This window comes from Campylobacter sp. BCW_4338 (genome assembly GCF_001763255.1).
In the GTDB taxonomy this organism is placed as follows: Bacteria; Campylobacterota; Campylobacteria; order Campylobacterales; family Campylobacteraceae; genus Campylobacter_D; species Campylobacter_D jejuni.
Genome location: NZ_MJYJ01000025.1, coordinates 31,308 through 57,626 on the forward strand (window position 1 = coordinate 31,308; position 26,319 = coordinate 57,626).

Sequence of the window (26,319 nt, forward strand, 5' to 3'; positions counted from 1 at the left end):
AAAATTAATATTATTTTTTATACAATCACATTTTAAATTTTTGGCAAAGGTAAAAATTATGACAAAGATAACAAAGCCAAACGAAGTAAAACGAGAATGGATTGTTTTAGACGCAGAAGGCAAACGCTTTGGCCGTCTTTTAACTGAAGTAGCAACAATTTTGAGAGGCAAAAACAAGCCTTGCTTTACTCCAAATGTTGATTGTGGTGATTATGTAATTATCATCAATGCTTCAAAAGCTGTATTTACAGGTGCTAATAAAGCAGAAGATAAGCTTTATCATAGACATTCAGGATATTTTGGAAGTGTAAAAAGCGAAAAATTTGGTGATTTACTTGAAAAAAATCCTGCAAAATTATATAAATTAGCAGTTAGAGGTATGCTTCCTAAAACAAATTTGGGCAGAGCTATGCTTAAAAAATTAAAAATCTATGCGGGTAGTGAGCACCCACACACTGCGCAAATTGCTAAAGAAGGAAAATAATCATGGCAACAACATACGCAACAGGTAAGAGAAAAACTGCTATCGCAAAGGTATGGGTAAAACCAGGTAGTGGTAAAATTAGTGTTAATGGTGTTGATTTAAACACTTGGCTTGGTGGACACGAGGCGATTAAGCTTAAAGTGGTTCAACCTTTACTTGTGACTAAACAAGAAACTTCAATGGATATTAAAGCAACTACTTTAGGCGGGGGCTATAGTGCTCAAGCTGAAGCTTTAAGACATGGAATTTCAAGAGCTTTAGCAGCTATGGATGCTGATTTTAGAGCTTTATTAAAACCTAAAGGACTTCTTACTAGAGATAGTAGAACTGTTGAGCGTAAAAAATATGGACGCCGCAAAGCAAGAAGAAGCCCACAATTCTCTAAACGTTAATATTTTTGGTGGGATTTTCCCACCTTTCTACAATTTTTTATAAAACTCATCCTTTTTTCTATCATTTATGTTATAATTGCGAAATTTAAATTTTTATTTTATAACACAATGAAAGGTTTTTTCTATGAAAAAAATATTCTTATGTTTAGGTTTGGCAAGTGTTTTATTTGGTGCTGATAACAATGTAAAATTTGAAATCACTCCAACTTTAAACTATAATTACTTTGAGGGTAATTTAGATATGGATAATCGTTATGCACCAGGGATTAGACTTGGTTATCATTTTGACGATTTTTGGCTTGATCAATTAGAATTTGGGTTAGAGCATTATTCTGATGTTAAATATACAAATACAAATAAAACTACAGATATTACAAGAACTTATTTGAGTGCTATTAAAGGTATTGATGTAGGTGAGAAATTTTATTTCTATGGTTTAGCAGGTGGAGGATATGAGGATTTTTCAAATGCTGCTTATGATAATAAAAGCGGTGGATTTGGACATTATGGCGCGGGTGTAAAATTCCGTCTTAGTGATTCTTTGGCTTTAAGACTTGAAACTAGAGATCAAATTAATTTCAATCATGCAAACCATAATTGGGTTTCAACTTTAGGTATTAGTTTTGGTTTTGGTGGCAAAAAGGAAAAAGCTGTGGAAGAAGTTGCTGATACTCGTCCAGCTCCACAAGCAAAATGTCCTGTTGAACCAAGAGAAGGTGCTTTGTTAGATGAAAATGGTTGCGAAAAAACTATTTCTTTGGAAGGTCATTTTGGTTTTGATAAAACTACTATAAATCCAACCTTTCAAGAAAAAATCAAAGAAATTGCAAAAGTTTTAGATGAAAATGAAAGATATGATACTATTCTTGAAGGACATACAGATAATATCGGTTCAAGAGCTTATAATCAAAAACTTTCTGAAAGACGTGCTAAAAGTGTTGCTAATGAACTTGAAAAATATGGTGTAGAAAAAAGTCGCATCAAAACAGTAGGTTATGGTCAAGATAATCCTCGCTCAAGCAATGACACTAAAGAAGGTAGAGCGGATAATAGAAGAGTGGATGCTAAATTTATTTTAAGATAATGAATAAAACTATTTTATTTGATTTAGATGGCACTTTAATTGATTCTACTGATGCTATTTTAAATTCTTTCCAAGGAGCTTTTAAAGCCCTTGGATTAACTTCTAAAAATAATGAAGAAATCAAAAATCTCATAGGTTATCCTTTAGAGCAAATGTTTAGAATGCTTTATCCAGATAAAGTAAATTTAAGTAAAGAATTTGTATTAGCTTATCGTGAAATTTATGCACAAATTTATTTAGAACAAACCACTCTTTTGCCTAAAGTAAAAGAAGCATTAGAACTTGGAAGCAAAATTGCAGATCTTGGCATAGTTACAACAAAAGGAGGTAAATTTACTCCGATTTTACTTGATTATTTGGGAGTTAAAAAATTCTTTAAAACTTTAATTACTCTTGAAGATGTCACAAATCCAAAGCCAAGTTCTGAACCTATAATTTTAGCTTTAAAAAGACTCAATAAAACTCAAGAAAATGCCTATATGATAGGCGATACAATACTAGATATTCAAGCTGCAATTTCTGCTAATATCACTCCTTTGGCCTTAACTTGTGGCTATGGCAATGAAAATGAATTAAAAGCTCATTCTATGGTATTTTTAAATGCATATGAGGCTGTTAATTATATAGCTAGATTAAACTAATTTCAAGTTTTCGTTAAACGCCTTTTAAGAGAATTTATAGTAAATTGATAGCTAAAAAATTATAAAAATTATCAATATAAAGGAAGGTCTCAATGGGTAAAATTATGAAAACTATGGACGGAAATGAGGCTGCTGCATACGCTGCGTATGCTTTTACTGAAGTTGCTGGAATTTATCCTATTACACCTAGTTCTCCTATGGCTGATTACACCGATATGTGGGCAGCTGCAGGTAAAAAAAATCTTTTTGGAGTTCCTGTAAAAATCGTAGAAATGCAAAGTGAAGCAGGTGCTGCAGGTAGTGTGCATGGATCTTTACAGGCTGGGGCTTTGACTACAACTTATACAGCTTCTCAAGGATTACTCCTTAAAATTCCAAATATGTATAAAATAGCAGGTCAATTACTCCCCTGTGTAATCCATGTAGCAGCGCGTTCTTTGGCTGCTCAAGCTTTGTCTATCTTTGGTGATCATCAAGATATTTATGCGGCAAGACAAATTGGTTTTGCTATGCTTTGTTCGCATTCCGTGCAAGAAACCATGGACTTAGCTGGTATAGCACATTTAGCTGCAATTAAGGGAAGAGTGCCATTTTTGCATTTTTTTGATGGTTTTAGAACAAGCCATGAAATTCAAAAAGTTGAAGTAATGGATTATGCACATTTTGATAGATTATTAGATAGAGAAGCTTTGCTTGAATTTAGAAATAATGCTTTAAATCCAGAAAATCCAAAAACACGCGGAACAGCACAAAATGATGATATTTATTTTCAAACTAGAGAAGTAAGCAATCGTTTTTATGATGCTTTACCTGATGTTGTTAATGAATATATGCAAGAAATTTCAAAAATTACAGGTAGAGAATACAAACCATTTACTTATTATGGTCACAAAGAGCCAGAGCGTGTGATTGTTGCTATGGGTTCTGTAACTCAAGCACTTGAAGAAGTGGTGGACTATCTTAATGCCAAGGGTGAAAAGGTAGGGATTTTAAAAGTTTATCTTTATCGCCCATTTAGTTTAAAATATTTCTTTGATGTTATGCCAAAATCAGTAAAAAAAATCGCGGTTTTAGATAGAACCAAAGAACCAGGAAGTCTTGGAGAACCACTTTATCTTGATGTAAAATCAGCTTTCTATGGAAGAGAAAATGCTCCTGTTATAGTGGGTGGAAGATACGGACTTTCTTCAAAGGATGTTGATCCTGCTCAAATGATAGCAGTATTTGAAAATCTTAAACTTGATAATCCAAAAGATGGCTTTACTGTAGGTATAGTTGATGATGTAACTCATACTTCACTGAGTACTGGAGAGAAAATTTCACTTGGAGATGAAAGTACGATCGAATGTTTATTTTACGGACTTGGTGCTGATGGAACTGTGGGCGCAAATAAAAACTCGATTAAAATCATCGGAGATAAAACGGATTTTTACGCTCAAGCTTATTTTGCTTATGATTCTAAAAAATCAGGGGGTTATACAAGAAGCCATTTAAGATTTTCTAAAAAACCTATCCGTTCAACTTATCTTGTTTCAACTCCGCATTTTATCGCTTGTTCGGTAGCGGCTTATTTGGAAATTTATGATGTTTTAGCAGGAATTCGCAAAGGAGGAACTTTCCTTTTAAATAGTATTTGGAATGCTGAAGAAACCATAAGACAACTTCCAGATGCAGTAAAGAAAACTTTAGCTGAAAAAGAAGTAAATTTTTATATCATCAATGCAACCAAACTAGCTCGTGATATAGGTTTGGGAAATCGTACAAATACCATTATGCAATCAGCCTTTTTCAAACTTGCAAAAATCATTCCTTATGAAGACGCACAAAAATACATGAAAGAGCTTGCGTATAAATCTTATAGTAAAAAAGGCGATGCTATTGTAGAAATGAATTACAAAGCTATTGATGTGGGGGCTGATGGACTTGTAAAAGTTGAAGTGGATCCAAATTGGAAAAATTTAGAGCTTAAAGAAAAAGAACAAACCAATGCCTATAAAGGCACTGAATTTGTTGAAAAAATCGTAAAACCTATGAACGCAGCTAAGGGTGATGATTTACCTGTTTCAGCTTTTTTAGGTTATGAAGATGGAAGTTTTGAACACGGCACAACCGAATACGAAAAACGCGGTGTTGGGGTTATGGTACCAAGATGGATAGAGGCAAATTGTATTCAATGTAATCAATGCGCTTCAGTTTGTCCACATGCTGTTATCAGGCCATTTTTGATTAATGATGAAGAAATGGCAAATGCACCTCGTGGAGTAAAAGATCATGCTTTAGAAGCTAAAGGAACCAAAGGAGAAAAATTAAGCTTTAAAATCCAAGTTTCTCCACTTGATTGTACAGGCTGTGAGCTTTGTGTTCATGAGTGTCCTACTAAAGAAAAATCTTTGGTTATGGTACCACTTCAAGAAGAGATGGATTTTGGTGAGCAAGAAAATGCGGATTATTTATTTAAAGAAATTACTTATAAAGATGATATTTTAAATAAAGAAACCACAAAAGGAGCACAATTTGCCCAACCTTTATTTGAATTCCATGGGGCATGTCCTGGATGTGGGGAAACTCCTTATATTACTTTAATTACAAGATTGTTCGGTGAAAGAATGATTGTGGCTAATGCGACAGGTTGTAGTTCTATTTATGGGGGTTCAGCTCCATCAACTCCTTATAGAAAAAGTGTGAAAAATGGACACGGTCCTGCTTGGGGAAATTCACTTTTTGAAGACAATGCTGAGTTTGGTTTGGGTATGAAAATTGCAACTGAAAACACAAGACACCGCATTGAACATATCATGAATGAAAGTATGCAAGAAGTTCCAAATGCTTTATCAGCCCTTTTTAAAGATTGGATTGCAAATAAAGACAATGGTGCTATGTCTGTGGAAATTAAAGATAAAATGATCCCTATTTTAGAGCAAAATAAAAATATTAAAGCCGTACAAGATATATTAGAGCTTAAACAGTATTTAAGTAAAAAATCTCACTGGATTTTTGGTGGTGATGGTTGGGCTTATGATATAGGCTATGGCGGACTTGATCATGTTTTAGCAAGTGGAGAAAATGTAAATATTTTAGTGCTTGATACAGAAGTTTATTCTAATACAGGCGGTCAAAGTTCAAAATCTTCTAGAACAGGAGCTGTAGCACAGTTTGCAGCAGCAGGCAAACCTATACAGAAAAAAGATCTAGGTCAAATTGCTATGACTTATGGTTATATTTTTGTAGCACAAGTAAATTCAACGGCAAATTATACTCATCTTATCAAAGCTATCACTGCAGCTGAGGCCTATGATGGACCATCTTTGGTGATTTGTTATTCTCCTTGTATAGCTCATGGTATTAAAGGTGGGCTTGGTTATTCAGGAGAGCAAGGTGAGCTTGCTACAAAATGTGGTTATTGGCCACTTTATACCTTTGATCCTCGTTTAGAAGAGCAAGGAAAAAATCCTTTAACTCTAACAGGAAAAGAACCTGATTGGGATTTATATGAGCAATTTTTGATGAATGAAGTGCGTTATAATTCACTTAAAAAAGCAAATCCTGAACACGCTGCTGAGCTTTTTGAACGCAATAAAAAAGACGCTCAACGTCGCTATAGACAGCTTAAGCGTATCGCTATGGCTGATTATAGCAATGAGGTTGAAAGCTGATAAAATATATTTTTAGTGCTACATTGTGTTTTAGCACTTTGTTTGCACAAGATAATTTTGAAGAGTACTTTAAACTTATAGATAAAGAAAATCGCATAAATTTTAATACTCTTCAAAACCCATTTGTGAATCCTACTTTTGAAAAATTAAGACATATTAAAATTACTGCAATTATGCTTGATAAAGTAAAAATTTATGATCGATGGTATAAAAAAGGTGATATGATTGATGATGCTATAATATATGAAATAAATACTAAAGAGATTAAATTCCAATATGATAACTTAGAAATTGCAATCCAAATAAATAAAAATGATAAGATTAATATTAATTAACATTCTTTTTTGCCATTATCTTTATGCTTTAGATTGTCAAAAGCGTCTTTTTGATATCAGTATTAATGAAAAATTAAGCATACAAGAAAGTCTTGATGAGCTTGCAAAATATTGTTCTTTTAGTATTATTGTTAAAGATAAAATTGCCAAAGAAAAATTAGAAACATTGCAAAACTCTGTCAATATTCATCAAATGAGTTTGGACGAAATTTTTAATTTTTTTATCAAAGAGCATGATCTTAGCTATGATTTTGATGGTAAAATTTTAAGAATTTCAGGCATTAATACGAAGATTTTCAAGATAAGTTATATCACTTCTATCAGAGAAGGACAAAGCATAACTAAAGCGTCTGTAGACGCTAAACCAAGGCAAAGTGAATATAGCGGTAGTTTTGATGACGCAGAAGACAATATGATTAAAAGTATGGAAAAATTTGATTTTTGGCAAAATATAGAAAAAGAGATTATTGTATTATTAAAAAATTCTCATGAAGATTATGAGGCTAAAACTCCCATTATAAATCCCAATGCAGGTCTTATTATAGTAACTGGAACAAATTCTCAGTTAAAAAGTGTGAAAAATTATTTGCAAAAACTAGAAAATCGTCTTAAAAAACAAGTTATTATCGATGTTAGCATACTTGCTGTGAGTTTAAATGAAAGCCATTCTAGTGGGATTAATTGGCAAAATTTTAATATAGGTTTAAATTCACAAGTAAATAATGAAAATTCTTTTATTCAGTTTCAAAATGGGCAAGGTTTTGTTAAGAATTTGGGTTTAAGGGCAAATTTAAATTTTGATTCTATTATTAACTTTCTTTCTCAAAATGGAAAAACTAGCGTGCTTTCTAATCCAAAGCTTATGGCTTTAAACAACCAACAAGCCATTATTTCTGTAGGCGATACTATAAATTATCAAGTCAAAGAAAGTTCTAAAGGTACTGAAAATGGGACTACTGTTAGTGAAAGTTATAATAATTATTCTATTTTTGTAGGCATTTTACTCAATATCTTGCCTGAAATTTCTGATGATGGAAAAATAATGCTTAGAATTAATCCAAGCTTAAGTGATTTTAAGTATCCAGAAGATAATAAACGACAAAAAGAGCCAAGAACTATTGCTCCTGATACTATACAAAAAAAGCTTTCTAGTGTTGTGCAAGTGGAGAATAATCAAACTTTAATTTTAGGTGGATTGATTTCTCACGATAAATCTAATGAGAAAAATTCTATCAATTTTCTATCAAAAATTCCAATTCTAGGTTCTTTGTTTGAAGGAGAAGTTTTAAATTCTAAAGCAACTGAAATTGTTTTTATTATCACTCCAAGTATAGTAGATAGTGTAAACGCTCCAAGTCTTAAAGATCTAGGATTTAAGCATTATGAGTAAAATTATTCCATTTAGAGAAGAAATTTTTCATCAAATCAATCAAATTTTAGAAAGCCAAAAAGCTTTTATTTTTTTATGGGGAAAAAGCGGTAGTGGTAAAAGTGTATTGTTGCAAAGATTGGCAAAAAAATATAATGTTGATTTTATTAATGAAAATTTTAAAGATCAGAGTTTCTTAAAAGAAAAAATTGAGTTTTTGATTTCACAAGGCCAGAGTTTAATTATTCTTGATGAAGTGGGAATGTATGATTATGCAATGCTAGAAAGCATCAGGATTTATAGTGATTCTATAAGTTTTGTTTTAAGTTCTCATAAAAAGTTGAATATACTTAAAAAAGAGCATTTTAAAAGTCGCTTAAGTGCTTGTTTTGAATTGAAAAATATTAGTCTTTTAGAGCTTGATGATTATATTAAATTGAAATTCGGAATGAATTTTTCAAATAAATGTCTTAAGTTTTTACAAAAAATTTCTCAAGGAAATTTAAGATATATTGATAAAACTTTAAAAAGTTTTTATGAGATAAATAGTTTTTTTGATAAAAATAAAAGTCAAGAGTATATTTTAAAGCTTAGTGCTTTAGAGAATGGCTTATTAAGGTAAGATATGCAAGAAAGAATTAAAGAGCTTGAGCTTAGGTATAAATACTTTTTACTTAAAAAATATTTAAAATATTTATTTTTAATTGTTTTAATCTTAGTGATAGCATTTTGTTTTTTTATGCTAATGCAAAAATATAATAAGCAAAAAAATATTTATTTGCAAGCTATTGAACATAAAAAACATTTAGAGCAAAAGATTCTTCAAGTGCAAATTTTACAAGAAAAAAATAAGATTTCTAGGGAAAAGTTATATAAAGAACTAGAAGAAGTTAAAGCGGTGCAGGAAAATACACATATTAGTAAGATAGAAATTGATTCTAAAATTTTAAATATTTCTGATTTAAAAAAATCTTTTTATCAAAATCCAAGCTATGAAAAGGCATTAAATTTAGCTAAGAAGTATTTTGATATTAAAGCTTATCAAAAGACAATATTTTGGGCTTTAAAAGCCAATGAACTTGACAAACAAAAACAAGATTCTTGGCTGATTTTTGCTCAGGCTAAAAGAGCTTTAGGCGAAGAAAAAGAAGCTCAAAGTGCTTTAGATGCTTATATAAATTATTATGGTTTAATGGAATTAGATGGAAAGTAGAATGGATAAAATTTTTCAAGCTTATATTGATAATGAAATAAGTCTTGATGAAATTTGCACTAAATTTAATATCACTTCTTGGGATTTTTTTAAAAAATTAGCAAATTTTTGTAATTTACATTTTGTTGATTTAGATGAAGATAATGATTTTATTTATGAAGGTATACCTTTTTCTTTACTTTTAAAATTTAAATTTCTGCTTATTAAAAACAATGACGGCTTTATGATTATTAGATCCAAACCTTGTTCTTTAGAGCTTTTAGAGCAAGTTAAGACTTTTATGATTTGTGAAAAAATCGACACTGCAATTGCCGATGAATTAAAGATAGCTAAAATTTTAAATCAAATTCGCATTCAAGAGGAGATTAAAAGATTAAGCATTAAGCTTAGACTTGAATGGCAAGAAAATCAAAAAAGAGATGATCAAAGTTGCATCAGTCAAATTTTTGATTTTTTATTACATGAAATTTTATCTTTTCATGCGAGCGATATTCATATAGAAGCAAGGAATGATGACGCTTTGATTAGGTTTAGGGTTGATGGAATTTTGCGTGAATTTGCTATTTTTGAGAAGGATGTTTATGAAGCTTTGGTTTTTCATGTCAAATTTTTAGCTTGTTTGAATTTAGCTGAATCAAGAAAAACACAAGATGGAAGTTTTGAATTAGATTTTGAAAATGAAAGATATGATTTTCGTGTTTCATGTTTGCCTTTGATTTATGGCGAAAGTGTTGTTATAAGAATTTTAAAACATGATAAAGAAATTTTGGATTTGTATAAACTAAATCTTGGAGATAAAAATTTAGAAATTTTAAAAAAGATTTTACATCGTCCCAATGGAATGATTTTATTAACCGGCCCTACAGGTAGTGGTAAAAGCACAACTTTATACGCGTGTTTAAACGAGTTGAAAAGTATTGAAAAAAAGATTATTTCCGCAGAAGATCCTATAGAGTATAAAATTCCTTTAGTGCAGCAAATTTTGCTCAATTCAAAAGTTGGAGTCGAGTTTAATAGTGTTTTAAGAGCAATTTTAAGGCAAGATCCTGATATTATCATGATAGGAGAAATTCGCGATGAAGAAAGTTTAGATATTGCACTTAAAGCTTCTTTAACAGGTCATTTGCTTTTAAGCACCTTGCATACTAATGATGCTCTTAGTACCATTGATAGGCTTTTGGATATGCAAGCAAAAAGTTACTTGATAGCATCGGCTTTGAGTCTTGTTATAGCACAGCGTTTGGTTAGAAAACTTTGTCCTTGGTGTAAGCAAAAAAGCAAAAAACATTATATTGAATTTGAAGGTGATTTTTTTGAACCAAAAGGATGTGAGCGTTGTCATCATAGTGGATTTTTTGGCAGAGAATTAATCGCTGAGTGCTTAGAGATCAATGAAGATTTAGCTTGTGCAATTAGGGAAAATCAAGATAAAACGATTTTAATGGAGCTTGCAAAAAAATATGGTTTTCAAACTATGTTTGAACAAGGTTTAAAAAAAGCCAAAGAAGGTCTTACAAGTATAGATGAGCTTTTAAGGGTTGTAAGATGAAATTTTATGAAGTAGAATTTCTTAAAAACAATCAAAATTATACAAAAACTATAAAAGCTGAAAATTTAAATATAGCACAAGCAAAAGCCTTATCAAAGAATTGGAAAATCATTGATATAAAAGAAATTCAAAAATCTAATTTTCAGAGATTAAAGGAAGAAAATTTCATACTCTTTTTTAAAGAGCTGGCTTTGTTGTGTGAAGTTGGATTAAGTGTTCAAGAAGCGATTAGAGAATTATATCTTATGCATTCTTGCAAGATTATGAAAAAAATATTAGACAATTTAATTTTAGCCCAAAATTTAAATCAAGCTTTTGAAAATGCTAATTTTGGATTAAATCGTGCGGAGCTAGCTTTGATTAAAACGGCTGAAAAGACAGGAAAAATCAGTGAAGTGTTTAGTCAAATTTCTAAACTTCGAGAAAAAAGCTTAGAGACTCAAAAACAATTAAAAAAGGCTTTTAGATATCCTACTTTGGTTTTTTTAAGTATTATCGGAGCATTTTTGTTTTTAATGCTTTTTGTAGTGCCTAATTTTAAAGATTTATTTGAAAATTTAGGCGCGAGTTTACCTTTTATCACGCATGTAATGTTAGAAATTTATAATTTTTTAGATGACTATGGAATTTTTTGCATATTTTTGTTTGTTATTTTTATTGTTATGCTTATTTTAGCTTATAAAAATTTTCATTCTTTTGCTTTTTCTTGCGATTTTTTATTTTTAAAAATACCTTTGATTTCTCGTTTGATTATTTATAATCAAAATTATTATTTTTTTATGGCTTTTTCTTTACTTTTAAAAAATGGAATTTCAATATCTAAAGCTTTTGATTTAGCTATTATAGGGCTTGAAAATAAATTTTTAATTTTTCAGTATAAAAAACTTTTTAGTTTTATAGATTCTGGTCTTGAGTTAAGTCAGGTTTTTAAAAAGATTGATATTTTTGATTCTTTGGTATTTTCTATGCTTAGTGTTGCGATGAAAAGTGGAAGACTTGAAGTATTAAGTGAAGAAATTGCCAAATATTATCAACAAAAAAGCGAAAATTTGATGGATAGATTTTTGGTTTTTTTAGAACCAATGATGACTTTATTTGTAGCGCTTTTAGTTTTGTTTTTGGCTTTAGGTATATTCTTACCTATGTGGGAGCTTAGCTCAGGGGTCAATTTTAACTAAAATAATCCCAAGCTACTTTAATGATAGTAGCTCCTACAACGATTAAAAATAAAGTTTTTATAAACTTTCCATTAGTTTTTAATACAAGTTTTGAGCCTAAATAAGCTCCTAAAACTTGTCCTACACCCATAAGCAAACCTACAGCCCATAAAAGTTCGTATTGCCATAAAAATATAGCAAGAGCAATGATATTACTAGTGAAATTTAAAATTTTAGTATTAATGCTTGCTTTTCTCATATTAAAACCTAGTAGCATTACACAAGCAAAAATCCAAAATGAACCCGTTCCAGGCCCTAAAAATCCATCATAAAATCCTAAAGTTAAGCCACAAATTAAATGAAAAATTTTGATATTTTTTATTTTAGGTTCGCTTTCGTGTTTGCCTAAGTTAGGACGCAAGGCTGTATATAAGAAAGTAAGAGTTAAAAAGATTAAGATAATAAGCTTTAATTGCTCATCTTTTACAAAAAGAACGCTATAACTTCCTATAGCTGCTCCTAAGGCTGTAAAAAAAACACCCCAAGCAAGATGAGGTAGAGTGGTGGATTTAAAATAAGTTAAAGTAGCCGTAAAAGAACCAAAGACGCTTTGGAGTTTGTTTGTTGCTAAGGATAAATGCGCAGGAATTCCACAGGCTATGAGTGCTGGTAGAGTAATAAGCCCTCCTCCACCTACAATAGAATCTATAAAACCAGCAAAAAGAGCTACAAAAAAAAGTATGAAATAATAAATTGTATCTAAGTGCTCAAAGCCCATTTTTCACTCCTTAAATTTGTCAATTTCCTTACTTTGCCCTAAACGATAGAGTGCAAAGTCATATTTTATGGGATCATTTGCATCTAATTTTTTTAAATTTTGCGTGAGTTCTAAAACACTTTTATAATCATATATTTTACGCTTTAGAAGTCCTAAAGTCAAGGAAATTTTATGTGTATGTGTATCAAGTGGAATTAAAAGATCTTTGGTGTGAATTTTGGTAAAAAGTCCAAGATCAAGTTCATCTTTTCTAACCATCCATCTTAGATACATATTATAGCGTTTAAGAGGTGAAGTAGGGGTGTTTTGCCAAATTTTTCCAAAGAAAAAATCATACCCATAACTTGAATATGAATTTAAGGTTTTGATTTTTTGCATAAAAGCTAAGATGGCATCTGTGGTATTTTCTCTTTTTTGATAGGCTTGATAAAAAAGTTCGTAGAGTGAAATTTCATTTTTAAGTCTTGAAAGAGTGATAAAAATTTCTTGTATATCTTTCTCATTTTGGAAGCGGTATTTTAAATTTTTAAGTTCTTTTTTTATTTGTTTTTCTTGAAGGTTTAATAAAGAAAAATCAAGTTTTTTTAGAAAATTTACTATATTTTTAGCATTTCCATAGGCAAATAAAGCACAAATTAAGGCAGTAAATTCATCATTGTGAATTTTAGCAATTTGCAAAGGATCTGGAGTTTCAAAAAGGGAATGATTGGTGTTTTTTTGATTGGCTAAAAAATCAAGCTTGGCTTTAAGATGGATAAAATTTTTCACTTGATATTACTAGAGCTTAAGATTTAAGTCCTAGTAAGGTATCAAGCATTTGATCTACAGTTGAGACGATTTTTGCTGCAGCACCGTAACTTGATTGGTATTGTATAAGAGCGGCTAATTCTTCATTTGTATTTACGCCACTTTTAGATTGGTATTCGCTATAAACAGAATTATAAAGAGTTTCATTGCTTGAATTTACAACATTGTTATTTTCACCATCTGAGGCTATTTTACCTGTAAGTTTGCGGTAATATTCTTCCATAGTAAGATTATCGATAGTACCATCTTCATTATAAAAATTAACTTTTTCATATTGAAGTTGGATGATTTTATTTGCCATGTCATTGCCACTATCAACCCCATTTGAGCTTGCTCTTACTGTGCTTGGATCATTTAAGATAGAATCTTTTACTTTCATGTCACTTGCATCAGTTCCACTGAAAAAACCACCTATGCTAAACGCACCTGCGAAATTTGTGCCTTTATCTTCAATGGCTACCTTAAAGCCTGATTTTGCATTGATTTGGAATAAACCGTCTCCAGTTTTTGCATCGTAGCTAAAACTTGCATTGATATGATCATCAACATCATTATTTGCATTGTGATCGTTATTATCATCTGTATTAGCATTGATTTGACGCATGATATCATTCATGGTTGTATTTACATCTATGGTGATGGTTTTGGTGAGTTTTTTATCGCCTTTATCATCATAAATGACTATATCAAAACTTCCTGGTTGTATGGTTCTGTCGTAATTGACTAAAGGAATATCTCCCTTAAGTCCAGATAGATAATCAGAAGTAACAGAACTTTTCGCAGAACTTGCATAAAGATTGTTAGTTTCATTGATCATGGTCTTAGCAAAAGTATCTAAAGAATCCATATAACCTTGGATAATTCCATCTTCATATTTTCCTTCGCTTTTGCTATAGTTTCTACCGCGTAAGTCAAGTTGAGCACCAAGCTGTCCACCGTTAATCTTTGCAGTAAGATCGCGAACTTTTTCATCAGGAGTTTCATAATAAATGCTATAAGATTTATTTTTATCATCATAATCAAGCTTTAAAGGATGAAAATTTATCCCGTCTACTATACTAAAACCTTCTATGCTTAGATTGTATTGATGTCCTGGATCAGTGATGGTTGTATCAAGGCGATTGTCTTGATTGATTTCATTTTTGCTTGCAACTGCACTAACTAGCTTTGAAAGAGTAAGCTCAAGTTCATCTCTTCTATCCCTAAGCTCATTTGCGTGTTCTGTTGGTAAGGCTTCTTGTCCATAAATTTGTTTATTTATAGTGGCAATTTCTTCACCGATTCTATTAATCTCATCAACCGTATTTTTAATATCATCATTTACTTTTTTTTGGATTTTATCCAAGGTTGCAAAAGTGTTATTAACGCTTTCTGTTAAGGTTTGAGAAGCTTTTACAAGGGCTATTTTTGTGGCATTTTCATTGGGGTTAGATGCAAAATCATTCCAAGCTTTGTTATAATTTTCTAAATCTTTCAAAATTCCAGTATTTTGTAAGTCTGGAAAACGCTGAGCGATTTCTTGTAAGGTTGAAGCCATGTATTTAGTGTATTCTAGTTGATTTGATGCACCTTTTAATTTATAGTAAGAATACTCATCATGCAAACGCACTATACTTTCTATAGCAGTTCCTGTGCCTACTTGAACTCCACCTGTGGTAATATACCCATTTGTAGTTTGCACTACTCTTTGGCGTGTATAAAAAGTTGCATTAGCATTTGAGATATTATTTCCAGTTGTTGCGATTTGAACTTCGCTTGCCTTTAAGCCTGTAACACCTGTGTATAATGTTCCAAAAATACCCATTATAAATCCTTATACATTGATCTTGAAAATTGACTCTGGATTTGTCTTTTTATCTCCATAAGCATTATTTGTTCCATCATTGATATCAAACATTTTATTTACTAAGCCATCAAGAAAATCTTTGACAATAAGAACAAATTTAGCATACTCTTTGTTTTTACTATGAAGGTTTTGAAGATTTTTTTTAAGTAGATCTAGTTTTTGTTTATCTTCATCATCTAAGAGTTCACTAAGCCCTTTTGTAGAGCTATTATTTAGCTCAACCAAGGCAACATCAAGTTGTTTTTTAGCTGTAATAAATTCGGCGATAAGTTTGTTTTTTTCTTCTACACTTGGCGTTACACTCTCATGTTTAGCCACTTTGATATTTTCTATATCTTCTTCGGTTAAAGTAATAAGTTTCGCTAAGATAGCATTTACTTCATCAAGTCTTTGTTTAAGCATATTTTCTCCTTTTCTATCTCAAAAAAAGGAGAATGAAAGTTTTAGATTAAAGAGTCAGCAATCGCAGCAGCTGTAGCTTTTGTATCGATTTTATAAGTACCGTTTTTAATCTGCTCTGCGATTTTACTCGCTTTATCATTTTCCGTTTTTTGAGTATCGTTTGTTTTAGTTTCTTTATCTATTCTATTTGTATTTAATGCGGTATTTACCACATAACTTTGTTGTATAGGATTGATCATTTCTGCCTCCTTGATCTTAGTTATAATCCTCTACAAACCATATCGACCCAAATTTAAAAAACTTAACCCCTTTCTTTTAAAAAATCGTATAATAATTTTGAAAAACCCATACCTCCACTTAAAGCTTTACTCATAGTATCGTTATACATGGAAGAGTATATTTCATCGCTGGCATCTTTTCCAAAGAGTGAATTTTGACTTTTTAAAGATACGTCTAAAACTTGCTTTAAAAAAAATGCTTCAAAAGCATCCGTTTGTTCTTTTAAGGCTTCATCTTCTTTGCTCTTTGTAACTATATCATTGTCATTTATTTTGATGCTTGATTCTAAACTTCTTGGTTTGGCTGCACGATCAAGTAAAGCACTATTCATACTATAAGTATTTAAAAAATTATCCACTTTCATTAGATGATCTCCAAATCCGCGTTAATTGCACCTGCGCGCTTTAAATTTTCCATAATAGCGATAATGTCATTTGGGGTTGCTCCAAGTTTGTTAAGCATTCTAGCTATATTTGCAACTGTGCTTTTTGCATTGTTGATTCTTAAGGTATTTGAACTTGGATCTACAAAACCACCATCTTTCATATCGATTTCATTTTGATTAGCTACTGCGTTATTGTTTGGATCTATTTTTATGGTGATATCTTTATGAGTGATTAAAACAGGTTCTACCTCTACATCAACTCCGGCAATCACTGTTCCTGTTCTTTCATCGATGATAACTTTGCTTTGTGGTTTATAGGCTATATCTTGTTCTAAAACTCTTGCCATAAAATCAACATTTGAAAGATCTTCAGGTTTTTTGAGTTTTACTGTGCGAGAGTCGATGGCTTTAGCCACTTCTTCGCCAAAAACGGTATTTAAAACTCTTTCTATATCATTTGCGGTTTTAAAATCTGCTACTTTTAAGCTTAAGGTTAGATCATTATTTTGGCTAAAATTTTGTGGAATTTCTCTTTCTACATTAGCTCCGCCCATTACGGTTGCAGCAGTTGAGTGAGAACCTGCTCCTCCTGGTCTAGGTGTTAAACCTCCTGTTGAGATAGAGCCTTGTGCTATAGCATAAATTTCACCATCAATCCCACGAAGTGCAGTCAGTAAAAGTGTTCCGCCTTGTAAAGATTTTGCATCACCCATAGATGAAACGGTAATATCAAGTTTATCTCCGCTTTTTGCAAAGGCTGGAAGTTTGGCTGTAACCATAACAGCTGCGGTATTTTTTGATTTGATATCGTTAGGATCTACTTTGATATTCATACCTTGCAAAAGGTTTGAGATGGATTGTAGTGTAAATTTAGAGCTTGTTCCATCGCCGCTTCCATTAAGCCCTACAACAAGTCCATAACCTATAAGTTGGTTATCTCTTACACCTACAGTGTTTGCTACATCCTTGATTTGTACTGCAAAAATGCTTGTCATAAAGAGTAAAAATATCGTTAAAACTCTCATGGATTCTTCCTTTAATCTATTGTTGATGATAGATCAAGCAAGAAGTGTTCCAAGTAAGTTAAGAAGCGTAAAAGCTTAAGCTAGTTGATCCAAATTTCTTTTCTTTGACTTTTTGAAAATTTTGGATTTTTTCGGGAGTTTTTATGGTTGAGTGGTGTTCAAAAATGATTAAATTTAAAGCCTTTAAATCTAAATTTTCTAAAAAATGATAAATTTTTTCATAAATATCGCTAAAACCTTCCCTAATATCAAAAGGTGGATCAAGATATAAGATGATTTTATTTTTTGAATTTTCTATGAGTTTGGGTAAAATTTCAAAAGTATTTGCATGGATAACTTCTAAATTTGGATCTATATTTTTAGCATTTTCTAAAGCAATTTTATAGGCTTTTACATCAAGTTCTATAGCATAAGCTTTTAAAGCATAATTACTTAGCGCTTCAGCCGCCATTAAAGCACTTCCACCAAAGGCTTCAATGAAAATTTTATCTCTTAAATCTTCCCTTATTACATTAAAAACACAACTTTTTACTATGCTTTTAGTACTTCTTGTTGTTGTAAGACTAGGTAAAAGTAGTTTTTTCCCTTTGTATTTACCACTTTCTATATTTGTATAAAGCTTTGTTTCTTTGACTTTTTTTATTTTTTCTTTAGGGGAACTAATTTCTTGTTTTTGAAGAAATTTTTTTCTTTTTTCATTGTGATTAAAAAAGTCTTTAACGCTTATAAATTCATCATTCATCATTAAGTGCTTTTACGAGTTTGTTTTTAAGATCTTTTATGGCAAGATCGATTTTATTTTCATAATCTTTTTTAAATTCCAAAGCAATAGCGTCAATTTTTTCTTCAAGCAGTCTTTTTTGTTCAAGTGCAAGTTGTAAAGCTGCTGCTTTTAAAGCATTGTCAAATTCATTTAAAGACTCAAACAAGGCTTCTTTGCTAAATGGCACGCTTAAAAATGGAGAGTTCTTAGAGATGATAAATAAGGGTTTTGCGGTGTGAATTTTTTCATCGCTAATGATAAAATCACAATCTTTTTTCATTACCAAATGATCTTTTAAAAAAAGTTCTAAAGTTTTTTCTATGATGAGGTCTTTACATTCTAAAGAGATTTTCATATCAAACTAACCTTTAAAGTGTGATTTTTTAATGATGGAGCTTGTATACCTTGGATAAGGGCTAAAAACTCAAAACGACTTAAAATATAAAAGTCTTCAAATTCTCTCCCACTTGTTTGCATAAGTTTTTTAGCACAAGTATCAAAAAGATAAAAATCCTTTTCTTCTTTTACTACCATAAAATCAGCCCCGCTATCATAAGCGTCCAAAACAATATCTGCAGCCATTTTATAGCTTAGTGTGGGATTTAAATTCAGTAAAGTAAAGCCATTATTTTTTGTACTGTTTTCATAGGAAATAAATTTAGCCTCAAGTTTGGATTTTAAAGTATCACAAGCATTAAAACCATAAAAAGCTATATTGAAATCTTTAAAATTATGTTTAATTTCTTTAAGTTCTTTGATCTCATTATCAAAAGCATTGGTTTTAGGTAAATCAAAGTGTAAAATATTTTTATCAAAAAGCCCTAAATTTAAAATTTCATTCTGTAGGTTTTTGATCGTTGTTTCTAAAATTTCATTTTTGCTTTCAAGATGATAAAAAATACCCTTTTCTTTATCTGCTAGAGTTTTTAAAATTTCTATCTTTTTTTTAGGATATTTTTCTATCATTTTTGAAGCCAAATAAAACACTCCATCACCCATATATTCAGGAAGATAGTCTAAAATTTCACTTGCATAATATAAATAATCATATTTTGCATAAAGCTTTTTATCCTCTTCATCCCCAAATTTTTCAAGATATTTGTATTTGTCTAAAAAATCATTTTTATCGATGATAAGATCTTTAATGGCTCTTTTTGTGCTTAAAGGCTCGATGCAAAGATTAAAATCAAATTCTTTTGCTATTTTTTCTAAAGGTGTAAAAAGTGGTATGATTTGCTTATTTACAACTATGTAAGTATCTTCATCTTTATCAAAATCAAAATACATATCATCATCTTGAACTTGCAAAAGCAGATCATAAAAGCTTGCAAAATTTTCATAATTATCATAAATATAAGGTTTATAATAAGCTTCATAATCCTTGGTTTTATCAAATCTAAAAATTCTTAATTCTAATTTTTTCATGGTTTTTCCTTAAATATTTCTATATTATATAAAATTTTTCTAAAATTCACTAGAATTTAAAAGGAAATTTTATAAAATAACGCATTATGAACAAAGAAGATTTTATTATCAAAGCTTTTTTAAATGAAAAAAATGGCGATGATGGAGCTATTATCAATGATTGGTGTTTTAGCAAGGATTTGTTTTTTGAAAATGTGCATTTTAAAAGAGAGTGGCTTAGCTTAGAGCAAATCGCTACAAAAGCAATGCTTGTTAATATCTCAGATGCTATTTCAATGAATGCTGTACCAAAATACGCACTTTTAGGACTTGCTTTACCAAAAAATTTAAGCGAAAATGAGATCAAAGCCTTGCAAAAAGGTTTTTTAAAAACAGCTAGGAAATTTAATATAAAAATCATAGGCGGCGATACTATAAGTAATGATAAAATAGACATTAGTCTTACTATCATTTCAAAGATTAACGATAAAGCCATTTTTAGAAAAGGTTTAAAAAAGGGACATTTGCTTGCTTATACAGGAAAACTAGGGCGAAGTTTAAAAGGGCTTGAGATTTTACAAAATGGGGGCACTTTAAAACCAAACCATGTATTTATAAAGCCAAAATTAAGAGCTAGTTTTTTTTATGAAATCGCACCCTTAATTTCTTGTGCTATGGATATTTCAGATGGTTTAAGCAAGGATTTATCAAGACTTTTAGCCTTAAATAAATGCGGTATTTCTTGGTTTAAAAAACTTGATGATTATACGCTTTATAGCGGAGAAGAATATGAAATTTTGTTTGCTTTTGATGAAAAAGAATGGCAAAATATAGAAACAATAGCCAAAAAACACGGCGTGAAATTAAATATCTTTGGAAAAGCAGTGAAAGGAAAATATGAATTTAGCGGAAGAGAACACCATTTTTAAGCCTTTGTATAGTTTAAAACACAGTCCTATTAATGCGTATTTTAGTAAAAATAGCGATGATTTTGTAGTGCGTGAAAGGCCTTTGTATGAATTTAGTGGTAAGGGTGAGCATCTTATTTTGCATATCAATAAAAAAGATTTAACCACAAATGAAGCTTTAAAAATTTTAAGTGAAGCAAGTGGGGTTAAAATAAGAGATTTTGGTTATGCAGGGCTTAAAGACAAGCAAGGATCAACCTTTCAATACCTTTCTATGCCTAAAAAATTTGAGAGTTTTTTATCAAATTTTTCTCATCCTAAACTTAAAATTTTAGAAATTTTTACCCATGAGAACAAGCTAAGAATAGGCCATTTAAAAGGAAATTCTTTTTTCATACGCTTAAAAAAAGTTTTACCAAGCGATGCTTTAAAACTAGAACAAGCTTTGATAAATTTGGATAAACAAGGTTTCGCGAATTATTTTGGTTATCAGCGTTTTGGAAAATTTGGGGATAATTATAAAGAAGGGCTTGAAATTTTGCGTGGTAAAAAGATGAAAAATGTAAAAATGAAAGAGTTTTTAATTTCAGCTTTTCAAAGTGAGCTTTTTAATCGCTATTTGAGTAAAAGAGTGGAGTTATCACATTTTGCAAATGATTTTAGCGAAAAAGAATTGATCCAAATTTATAAAATCTCCAAAGAAGAAGCTAAGGAACTTAAAAAACAAGAACAATTTTTTAAGCTTTTAAAAGGTGAGGTTTTAGGGCATTATCCTTTTGGAAAGTGTTTTTTATGTGAGGATTTAAGTGCTGAGCTTGGGCGTTTTAAGGCAAGAGCTATAAGCGCTATGGGGCTTTTAATCGGTGCTAAGGCTTATGAAACAGGAGAAGGTTTGGCCTTAAATTTAGAAAATGAAATTTTTAAAGATACTTTGGAGTTTAAGGCTAAAATGCAAGGTTCAAGACGCTTTATGTGGGGATATTTAGAAGAGTTAAAATGGCGTTATGATAAAGAAAAAGCCCATTTTTGTATAGAGTTTTTCTTGCAAAAAGGCTCTTATGCTACTGTGGTTTTAGAAGAAATTTTGCATAAAAATTTGTTTGAATGAAATAATTATGAGTTAAATTTTTACGTGATTTTTACTTTAGAATTTATTGCAAAAATGATATTTAAATTTTAAATTTAGGTATAGTTATATTAATTTAATTTTAAAACTAGGAGCAAAAATAATGAAAAAGATTTTAACAAGTGCTTTGGCTTTAGGAGCTATGACTTTGATTGTGGGTTGTGGCGATGGCGATTTAGTCGAGTTAAAGAACAATGGCAACGATCAAGCTATGTTTGATTTAGGTAATCAAGAGATTATGAAAAAATATCCAAATTATAAGCTTTATGATTATACTTCAGTCAGAGCAATTAGTGATATTAAAGATCCAGAAGGTAAAATCAAAGAAATGAAGCGTGATTTAGAAATAGATAAAACTCCATACTCAAACTATGTTTTCTTATTAAATCCAAACGATAAAAAAGACTATAAAGTTGTGAGTGTTTATTGCGATAAAGACTTTAAGAAAAGAATTTATTGTTCTGTGAATGATGCTTTTAGGTTTTATGCAAGATAATAAAACAAGCGGGAAAGTCCCGCTATCTTTCTAATTCTTTTTATACCGACATTTTGCAGAAATTACTTATTTTTAAGCCTGTTACTCCGCTTTTAAGGCAATTAAAACGCCTTCTATCATTTTTTTGATATCTCCATCAAGGATATTATCCACTTGAGAAAAAGCTTCTCCGCTGCGATTGTCTTTGACTTGCTGATAAGGGAAAAGTACATAAGAGCGGATTTGATGCCCCCAGCCTATCTCGCTTTTTTCTCCGGCATTAGCACTATCTTGTTGTTTCATGAGTTCAAGTTCATAAAGGCGAGATTTTAGCATTTTAAAAGCGGTGGCTTTGTTTTTGTGCTGACTTCTGTCATTTTGGCATTGTACAACTATGCCGGTTGGAAAATGCGTGATTCTCACAGCCGATTCTGTTTTATTGACATGTTGTCCGCCTGCACCACTTGCTCTGTAATAATCTATTCTTATGTCTTTTTCTTCGATTTCAATTTCTATATCATCATCAAGTTCAGGGCTTACCATAACACTTGAAAAGCTTGTATGGCGGCGTCCTGCACTATCAAAAGGAGAAGTTCTTACCAAACGATGGATACCATTTTCAGCTTTTAAATAACCATAAGCATTTTCTCCTTTAACTAAAAAGCTCACATCTTTAAGTCCTGCTTCTTCGCCTTCTTGAAAGTCTAAAGTTTCGACTTTAAAACCTTCTCTTTCACAAAATCTTAAATACATTCTATAAAGTATGCTTGCCCAGTCATTACTTTCCGTTCCACCCGCACCTGGGTGAATGGAAACAATAGCATTTTTACCATCATTTTCTCCGCTTAAAAGCATGGAAATTTCAAGACTTGTGATGGTATCTTCAAGTTTTGGTGCGTCATTAAATAAAGCTTCAAGCGTTTCTGTATCGTTTTCGCTATTAGCCAGATCAAAAAGTTCGCTTGCGTCATTTAGGGCATTAAAAGCATTTTCATAGTTTTTAAGTAGATTGGTGATTTTGGTTTTTTCTTTGCCTATGATCCCTGCTTGTTTTACATCGCTCCAAAAAGAAGGAGAATTTTCAAGCTCTTCGATTTCTTTAAGCCTTGTTTGGATATTTTCAGGCTTGATGATGGAGGCTATGTTGCCGACTTTGTTTTTTAAAGTTTTTAAAAGTTCGCTAAATTCGTAATTATCCATAAAATTTCTTTGCTATAATTATATTTTTAAAGTCAAAAATTATATCAAAAGAAAACTTTAATATAGGAAAAAAATGTCAAAACTTTATCTTATGTCTTTAGGTTGTAATAAAAATTTAGTCGATAGTGAGATCATGCTAGGGCGCCTTAGTGCTTATGAACTTTGCGATGAACCAAGTAAAGCCGATGTTTTGATCGTAAATACCTGTGGTTTTATCGATAGCGCAAAAAAAGAAAGTATTAATGCGATTTTGGATTTGCACGAACAAAGAAAAAAAGATTCTCTTTTGGTGGTTACGGGTTGTTTGATGCAGCGTTACCGCGAAGAACTTATGAAAGAACTTCCTGAGGTTGATCTTTTCACAGGTGTGGGTGATTATGAAAGAATCGATGAAATGATACTTAAAAAAACAAATTTATTTTCAAATTCGACTTATTTGCAAAGTGAAAATTCCAAACGTATTATCACAGGTTCAAATTCCCATGCTTTTATAAAAATCGCCGAAGGTTGTAATCAAAAATGCTCTTTTTGTGCTATCCCAAGTTTTAAAGGCAAGTTAAAATCTCGCGAGATAAGTAGCATTATAGCTGAGCTTAAAGATTTGGTAGCTAGAGGTTATAAGGACTTTTCTTTTATTGCACAAGATACGAGTTCTTATTTGTTTGATAAGGGTGAAAAAGATGGGCTTATACGCTTAATCGATGAGGTGGAAAAAATCAAAGACATAAGAGCGGCTAGAATTTTATATCTTTATCCTACGAGTGCGAGTGAAGCTTTGATCAAACGCATTATAGCTTCTGAAATTTTTGTAAATTATTTTGATATGCCTTTGCAGCACATAAGTGATAATATGCTTAAAATCATGAAGCGTGGGGCAAATAGCACAAGACTTAAAGAAATGCTAAATTTAATGAAAAGTGCGCCAAATAGCTTTTTACGCACGGGCTTTATCGTAGGGCATCCAGGTGAAAGTGAGGCAGATTTTGAAGAGCTTTGTGAGTTTGTTAAAGACTTTGGTTTTGATAGGGTGAGTGTTTTTGCGTATTCTAAGGAAGAAGATACAGCCGCTTTTGATATGGAGCAAGTGCCTTTTAAAGTGATCAATAAAAGACTTAAAATCATAGAAAAAATTGTTGATGAAGTGATAGAAAAAAGTTTTGAAAAAGAAGTAGGGCAAAAGCGTTTAGTAGTTTGCACAGGAGAAAGTAGCGAGGGAGAGTTTTTTATCGCAGCTAAAGATCTAAGATGGGATAGAGAGATTGATGGGGAAATTCTTATTAATGAAAGCGAATGTGGAAATTTGGAAATGGGGCAAATTTATGAATGTGAAATTTTACAAAACCTTGATAAAAAACTCCTTGCTAAGGCTTTAAGAAAAGTAGATGCAAATTAAAGATGAAATTTTAGCCCTTTTAAAAAGGGGTAAAAATTTACTTGCTTTTTCTTATGGAAGTGATTCTAGTGCGCTTTTTTATCTTTTAATGCAAGAAAAGATCGACTTTGATCTTGTGATGATAAATTATAAAACTAGAAAAAATAGTGATTTAGAAGAGTTAAAAGCCAAAGAACTTGCTTTAAAATTTCATAAAAAAATTTTCATAAAACACGCTCCTAAATTTCAAAGTAACTTTGAAAAAAAAGCCAGAGATTTTCGCTATGATTTTTTTGAAAAAATTTGTCTTGAGCAAGGTTATGACCATCTTATCTTAGCCCATCATTTAAACGATCAATTTGAATGGTTTTTGATGCAACTTTCACGAGGCGCAGGTTTGGCTGAAATTTTAGGTATGCAAGAGTGTGAAAAACGCTCAAATTATACACTTTTACGCCCTTTACTCTTTATAAGTAAAGATGAAATTTCATCTTTTTTAAAAGAAAAAGATATTTTTTATTTCCATGATGAAAGTAATGAAAATGAAAAATATTTTAGAAATTATATAAGAAAAAATTTCTCTAATGCCTTTGTGAGTGAATTTCATCAGGGTTTAAAAAGAAGTTTTTCTTATCTTGATAAAGATAGGAAAAAACTTTATGATTTTGAAAATATCAAAGAAATTCAAGGACTTCTTATTTGCCCTAAAAATGAAAGTTTGATTGCTAGAGCGGTGAAAATGAAAGGTTTGCTTTTAAGCACGGCACAAAGAAAAGAGCTTTTAAAAGGTGATTGTGTTTTAGGTGGTAAAATAGCACTTGTATATAAAAACGAACAAGCTATTGTTTTTGAGTATGAAACTTGTCAAAAATTAACTAAAAATTTTAAAGAAGAGTGTAGAATAGCTAAAATTCCAAGACTTTTAAGAGCTTATTTATACAATCATAAAATCGATATTTCAAGCCTTAGCTTTTAGTTTTAAAATTCTTTGATAGCCTAAATGTGTGAGAAAAATCACAAAAAACACTTGCAAAAAAAGTCCTAAAAGTGGTACTGATGAGAGTAGATAAAAACAAAGAGTGCTAAATTTAAACTCTAAAGGCGAAAAATCAGAATGAAAATTTTTAAAACTTTCTTTGTCTAAAATCGTGCTTGTAACATCAATCATTAAAAGTTTGTGAAAGAGATAATAAAAAGCAAGATAATATACAAAAATATTGATAAAAGGTAAAAATAAAGCCAAGGTGCAAAGCAATAAAATCCCTATAAATTTTATAAATATTTTAAAAATTTCAAAGATAGTTTTTAGGGTTGAAACTTCGTTTATATTATCATAATGGTAATATTTTTGGTTGATTTCTTTAGCGATAAAAGGAGTAAGAAAAGAAGTGATAAAAAGGGCTAAAAAAACCGAAGCAAAAACAACAATAAAACCTGAAAATAAAAAACTTATGATGGTGATTAAAATTTGTACAAAATGAAGGGCATAAAACCACGCCCAAAACGAATCTTCTCCAACGCTAAATAAAGAATTAAAATAATCAAGCAAGGCCGAAAAGCCAAGTACTCCTAAAAAAAGCATCAGTATAAGGCTAAAAATCAAAGGAATTAAGGCAAATTTTAAAAATTTAAGACTTAAAAAATCTTTGATTGCAAGTTTTAAAATATCCAA

At 30.8% G+C, this 26,319-nt stretch carries 27 protein-coding genes and 1 pseudogene; 16 read left to right on the forward strand and 12 right to left on the reverse strand.

Translation table 11 applies throughout. The features are described 5' to 3' along the window. The first annotated feature begins 58 nt into the window (after positions 1 to 58). The 11 genes from rplM (at position 59) to AJN69_RS02595 (ending at position 11,898) form a co-directional block, all read left to right on the forward strand. A complete protein-coding gene (gene rplM / locus AJN69_RS02545; protein ID WP_002779321.1) occupies positions 59 to 484 on the forward strand; it encodes a 50S ribosomal protein L13 in 426 nt (141 codons plus the stop codon). A 2-nt stretch (positions 485 to 486) separates the two neighbouring features. Continuing rightward, complete coding sequence (gene rpsI / locus AJN69_RS02550; protein ID WP_002851459.1) at positions 487 to 876, forward strand: 30S ribosomal protein S9; 390 nt, start codon at positions 487 to 489, stop codon at positions 874 to 876. A 124-nt stretch (positions 877 to 1,000) separates the two neighbouring features. Next, entirely contained in the window at positions 1,001 to 1,960 is a 960-nt protein-coding gene (gene cadF, locus AJN69_RS02555; protein WP_002932315.1) for a fibronectin-binding outer membrane protein CadF, read from the forward strand. Next, positions 1,960 to 2,601, forward strand: a complete 642-nt coding sequence (locus tag AJN69_RS02560) for an HAD family hydrolase (protein ID WP_002862133.1) — start codon at positions 1,960 to 1,962, stop codon at positions 2,599 to 2,601. The genes cadF and AJN69_RS02560 overlap by 1 nt, the downstream gene beginning before the upstream one ends. Before the next feature lie 92 nt (positions 2,602 to 2,693). Further along, complete coding sequence (gene nifJ, locus AJN69_RS02565) at positions 2,694 to 6,254, forward strand: pyruvate:ferredoxin (flavodoxin) oxidoreductase (RefSeq protein WP_002870883.1); 3,561 nt, start codon at positions 2,694 to 2,696, stop codon at positions 6,252 to 6,254. 23 nt (positions 6,255 to 6,277) lie between these two features. Next, the gene (locus tag AJN69_RS02570) at positions 6,278 to 6,589 is read left to right on the forward strand and encodes a hypothetical protein (RefSeq protein WP_002855438.1); all 312 of its coding nucleotides are present in this window, start codon (positions 6,278 to 6,280) and stop codon (positions 6,587 to 6,589) included. After that, the gene (gene mshL, locus AJN69_RS02575; RefSeq protein ID WP_002870886.1) at positions 6,567 to 7,979 is read left to right on the forward strand and encodes a pilus (MSHA type) biogenesis protein MshL; all 1,413 of its coding nucleotides are present in this window, start codon (positions 6,567 to 6,569) and stop codon (positions 7,977 to 7,979) included. The genes AJN69_RS02570 and mshL overlap by 23 nt, the downstream gene beginning before the upstream one ends. Continuing rightward, complete coding sequence (locus tag AJN69_RS02580; RefSeq protein ID WP_002862129.1) at positions 7,972 to 8,580, forward strand: ATP-binding protein; 609 nt, start codon at positions 7,972 to 7,974, stop codon at positions 8,578 to 8,580. The genes mshL and AJN69_RS02580 overlap by 8 nt, the downstream gene beginning before the upstream one ends. A 3-nt stretch (positions 8,581 to 8,583) precedes the next feature. Then, positions 8,584 to 9,171 (forward strand): transformation system protein, encoded by a 588-nt coding sequence (locus AJN69_RS02585; protein WP_070210363.1) that lies wholly within the window; start codon positions 8,584 to 8,586, stop codon positions 9,169 to 9,171. Further along, positions 9,161 to 10,720: a GspE/PulE family protein gene (locus AJN69_RS02590; protein WP_070274204.1), complete on the forward strand. Its 1,560-nt coding sequence runs from the start codon at positions 9,161 to 9,163 to the stop codon at positions 10,718 to 10,720. Before AJN69_RS02585 ends, AJN69_RS02590 begins: the two co-directional genes overlap by 11 nt. Then, positions 10,717 to 11,898 carry a type II secretion system F family protein gene (locus AJN69_RS02595; RefSeq protein ID WP_070210361.1) on the forward strand — a complete coding sequence of 394 codons (1,182 nt, stop codon included), beginning with the start codon at positions 10,717 to 10,719 and terminating at the stop codon, positions 11,896 to 11,898. The genes AJN69_RS02590 and AJN69_RS02595 overlap by 4 nt, the downstream gene beginning before the upstream one ends. On the opposite strand, the gene AJN69_RS02600 is transcribed toward AJN69_RS02595, so the two are convergent. From AJN69_RS02600 to AJN69_RS02645, 10 genes are all read right to left on the reverse strand, one after another. Continuing rightward, complete coding sequence (locus AJN69_RS02600; protein WP_002855301.1) at positions 11,891 to 12,655, reverse strand: TSUP family transporter; 765 nt, start codon at positions 12,653 to 12,655, stop codon at positions 11,891 to 11,893. The genes AJN69_RS02595 and AJN69_RS02600 overlap by 8 nt on opposite strands. Before the next feature lie 3 nt (positions 12,656 to 12,658). Continuing rightward, entirely contained in the window at positions 12,659 to 13,423 is a 765-nt protein-coding gene (locus tag AJN69_RS02605) for a TIGR02757 family protein (RefSeq protein ID WP_044778882.1), read from the reverse strand. 16 nt (positions 13,424 to 13,439) lie between these two features. Continuing rightward, positions 13,440 to 15,266 (reverse strand): flagellar hook-associated protein FlgK, encoded by a 1,827-nt coding sequence (flgK, locus tag AJN69_RS02610; protein WP_070252595.1) that lies wholly within the window; start codon positions 15,264 to 15,266, stop codon positions 13,440 to 13,442. A 9-nt stretch (positions 15,267 to 15,275) separates the two neighbouring features. After that, positions 15,276 to 15,710 (reverse strand): flagellar protein FlgN, encoded by a 435-nt coding sequence (locus AJN69_RS02615; RefSeq protein WP_070287690.1) that lies wholly within the window; start codon positions 15,708 to 15,710, stop codon positions 15,276 to 15,278. Between the two features lie 41 nt (positions 15,711 to 15,751). After that, the gene (gene flgM, locus AJN69_RS02620) at positions 15,752 to 15,949 is read right to left on the reverse strand and encodes a flagellar biosynthesis anti-sigma factor FlgM (RefSeq protein ID WP_070210358.1); all 198 of its coding nucleotides are present in this window, start codon (positions 15,947 to 15,949) and stop codon (positions 15,752 to 15,754) included. Between the two features lie 62 nt (positions 15,950 to 16,011). Further along, entirely contained in the window at positions 16,012 to 16,353 is a 342-nt protein-coding gene (locus AJN69_RS02625) for a hypothetical protein (RefSeq protein WP_070274206.1), read from the reverse strand. Continuing rightward, entirely contained in the window at positions 16,353 to 17,399 is a 1,047-nt protein-coding gene (locus AJN69_RS02630; protein ID WP_002826014.1) for a flagellar basal body P-ring protein FlgI, read from the reverse strand. The genes AJN69_RS02625 and AJN69_RS02630 overlap by 1 nt, the downstream gene beginning before the upstream one ends. A gap of 58 nt (positions 17,400 to 17,457) precedes the next feature. Beyond that, a complete protein-coding gene (gene rsmD / locus AJN69_RS02635; protein WP_044778878.1) occupies positions 17,458 to 18,141 on the reverse strand; it encodes a 16S rRNA (guanine(966)-N(2))-methyltransferase RsmD in 684 nt (227 codons plus the stop codon). Beyond that, positions 18,134 to 18,517 (reverse strand): hypothetical protein, encoded by a 384-nt coding sequence (locus AJN69_RS02640; protein WP_002870895.1) that lies wholly within the window; start codon positions 18,515 to 18,517, stop codon positions 18,134 to 18,136. The genes rsmD and AJN69_RS02640 overlap by 8 nt, the downstream gene beginning before the upstream one ends. Continuing rightward, positions 18,514 to 19,587, reverse strand: a complete 1,074-nt coding sequence (locus AJN69_RS02645) for a DUF5644 domain-containing protein (RefSeq protein ID WP_070281090.1) — start codon at positions 19,585 to 19,587, stop codon at positions 18,514 to 18,516. The genes AJN69_RS02640 and AJN69_RS02645 overlap by 4 nt, the downstream gene beginning before the upstream one ends. Before the next feature lie 86 nt (positions 19,588 to 19,673). Between AJN69_RS02645 and AJN69_RS02650 the strand changes: the two genes are divergently transcribed. From AJN69_RS02650 to AJN69_RS02660, 3 genes and pseudogenes are all read left to right on the forward strand, one after another. Next, positions 19,674 to 20,495: a thiamine-phosphate kinase gene (locus AJN69_RS02650; protein WP_070287691.1), complete on the forward strand. Its 822-nt coding sequence runs from the start codon at positions 19,674 to 19,676 to the stop codon at positions 20,493 to 20,495. After that, positions 20,464 to 21,582, forward strand: a complete 1,119-nt coding sequence (gene truD / locus AJN69_RS02655) for a tRNA pseudouridine(13) synthase TruD (protein WP_022552432.1) — start codon at positions 20,464 to 20,466, stop codon at positions 21,580 to 21,582. Before AJN69_RS02650 ends, truD begins: the two co-directional genes overlap by 32 nt. Positions 21,583 to 21,703: 121 nt before the next feature. Further along, a pseudogene (locus AJN69_RS02660) lies at positions 21,704 to 22,015 on the forward strand (hypothetical protein); the annotation flags it as partial. A gap of 162 nt (positions 22,016 to 22,177) precedes the next feature. Here the strand turns inward: AJN69_RS02660 and prfB are convergent. Continuing rightward, positions 22,178 to 23,275, reverse strand: a complete 1,098-nt coding sequence (gene prfB, locus AJN69_RS02665) for a peptide chain release factor 2 (protein ID WP_002867022.1) — start codon at positions 23,273 to 23,275, stop codon at positions 22,178 to 22,180. A 73-nt stretch (positions 23,276 to 23,348) separates the two neighbouring features. Here prfB and rimO point away from each other — a divergent pair, with 73 nt between their 5' ends. Both rimO and tilS read left to right on the forward strand, forming a co-directional pair. Further along, positions 23,349 to 24,668 (forward strand): 30S ribosomal protein S12 methylthiotransferase RimO, encoded by a 1,320-nt coding sequence (rimO, locus tag AJN69_RS02670; protein WP_042635935.1) that lies wholly within the window; start codon positions 23,349 to 23,351, stop codon positions 24,666 to 24,668. After that, entirely contained in the window at positions 24,658 to 25,623 is a 966-nt protein-coding gene (tilS, locus tag AJN69_RS02675) for a tRNA lysidine(34) synthetase TilS (protein WP_052782866.1), read from the forward strand. Before rimO ends, tilS begins: the two co-directional genes overlap by 11 nt. Here the strand turns inward: tilS and AJN69_RS02680 are convergent. After that, positions 25,606 to 26,319: an EI24 domain-containing protein gene (locus AJN69_RS02680; RefSeq protein WP_052782865.1), complete on the reverse strand. Its 714-nt coding sequence runs from the start codon at positions 26,317 to 26,319 to the stop codon at positions 25,606 to 25,608. The genes tilS and AJN69_RS02680 overlap by 18 nt on opposite strands.

Coding starts and splice junctions, on each gene's coding strand:
- rplM (WP_002779321.1), top strand. CDS start 59: ATGACAAAGATAACAAAGCCAAACGAAGTAAAACGAGAATGGATTGTT.
- rpsI (WP_002851459.1), top strand. CDS start 487: ATGGCAACAACATACGCAACAGGTAAGAGAAAAACTGCTATCGCAAAG.
- cadF (WP_002932315.1), top strand. CDS start 1,001: ATGAAAAAAATATTCTTATGTTTAGGTTTGGCAAGTGTTTTATTTGGT.
- AJN69_RS02560 (WP_002862133.1), top strand. CDS start 1,960: ATGAATAAAACTATTTTATTTGATTTAGATGGCACTTTAATTGATTCT.
- nifJ (WP_002870883.1), top strand. CDS start 2,694: ATGGGTAAAATTATGAAAACTATGGACGGAAATGAGGCTGCTGCATAC.
- mshL (WP_002870886.1), top strand. CDS start 6,567: ATGATAAGATTAATATTAATTAACATTCTTTTTTGCCATTATCTTTAT.
- AJN69_RS02580 (WP_002862129.1), top strand. CDS start 7,972: ATGAGTAAAATTATTCCATTTAGAGAAGAAATTTTTCATCAAATCAAT.
- AJN69_RS02585 (WP_070210363.1), top strand. CDS start 8,584: ATGCAAGAAAGAATTAAAGAGCTTGAGCTTAGGTATAAATACTTTTTA.
- AJN69_RS02590 (WP_070274204.1), top strand. CDS start 9,161: ATGGAAAGTAGAATGGATAAAATTTTTCAAGCTTATATTGATAATGAA.
- AJN69_RS02595 (WP_070210361.1), top strand. CDS start 10,717: ATGAAATTTTATGAAGTAGAATTTCTTAAAAACAATCAAAATTATACA.
- AJN69_RS02600 (WP_002855301.1), bottom strand. CDS start 12,655: ATGGGCTTTGAGCACTTAGATACAATTTATTATTTCATACTTTTTTTT.
- flgK (WP_070252595.1), bottom strand. CDS start 15,266: ATGGGTATTTTTGGAACATTATACACAGGTGTTACAGGCTTAAAGGCA.
- AJN69_RS02615 (WP_070287690.1), bottom strand. CDS start 15,710: ATGCTTAAACAAAGACTTGATGAAGTAAATGCTATCTTAGCGAAACTT.
- flgM (WP_070210358.1), bottom strand. CDS start 15,949: ATGATCAATCCTATACAACAAAGTTATGTGGTAAATACCGCATTAAAT.
- AJN69_RS02625 (WP_070274206.1), bottom strand. CDS start 16,353: ATGAAAGTGGATAATTTTTTAAATACTTATAGTATGAATAGTGCTTTA.
- AJN69_RS02630 (WP_002826014.1), bottom strand. CDS start 17,399: ATGAGAGTTTTAACGATATTTTTACTCTTTATGACAAGCATTTTTGCA.
- rsmD (WP_044778878.1), bottom strand. CDS start 18,141: ATGAATGATGAATTTATAAGCGTTAAAGACTTTTTTAATCACAATGAA.
- AJN69_RS02640 (WP_002870895.1), bottom strand. CDS start 18,517: ATGAAAATCTCTTTAGAATGTAAAGACCTCATCATAGAAAAAACTTTA.
- AJN69_RS02645 (WP_070281090.1), bottom strand. CDS start 19,587: ATGAAAAAATTAGAATTAAGAATTTTTAGATTTGATAAAACCAAGGAT.
- AJN69_RS02650 (WP_070287691.1), top strand. CDS start 19,674: ATGAACAAAGAAGATTTTATTATCAAAGCTTTTTTAAATGAAAAAAAT.
- truD (WP_022552432.1), top strand. CDS start 20,464: ATGAATTTAGCGGAAGAGAACACCATTTTTAAGCCTTTGTATAGTTTA.
- prfB (WP_002867022.1), bottom strand. CDS start 23,275: ATGGATAATTACGAATTTAGCGAACTTTTAAAAACTTTAAAAAACAAA.
- rimO (WP_042635935.1), top strand. CDS start 23,349: ATGTCAAAACTTTATCTTATGTCTTTAGGTTGTAATAAAAATTTAGTC.
- tilS (WP_052782866.1), top strand. CDS start 24,658: ATGCAAATTAAAGATGAAATTTTAGCCCTTTTAAAAAGGGGTAAAAAT.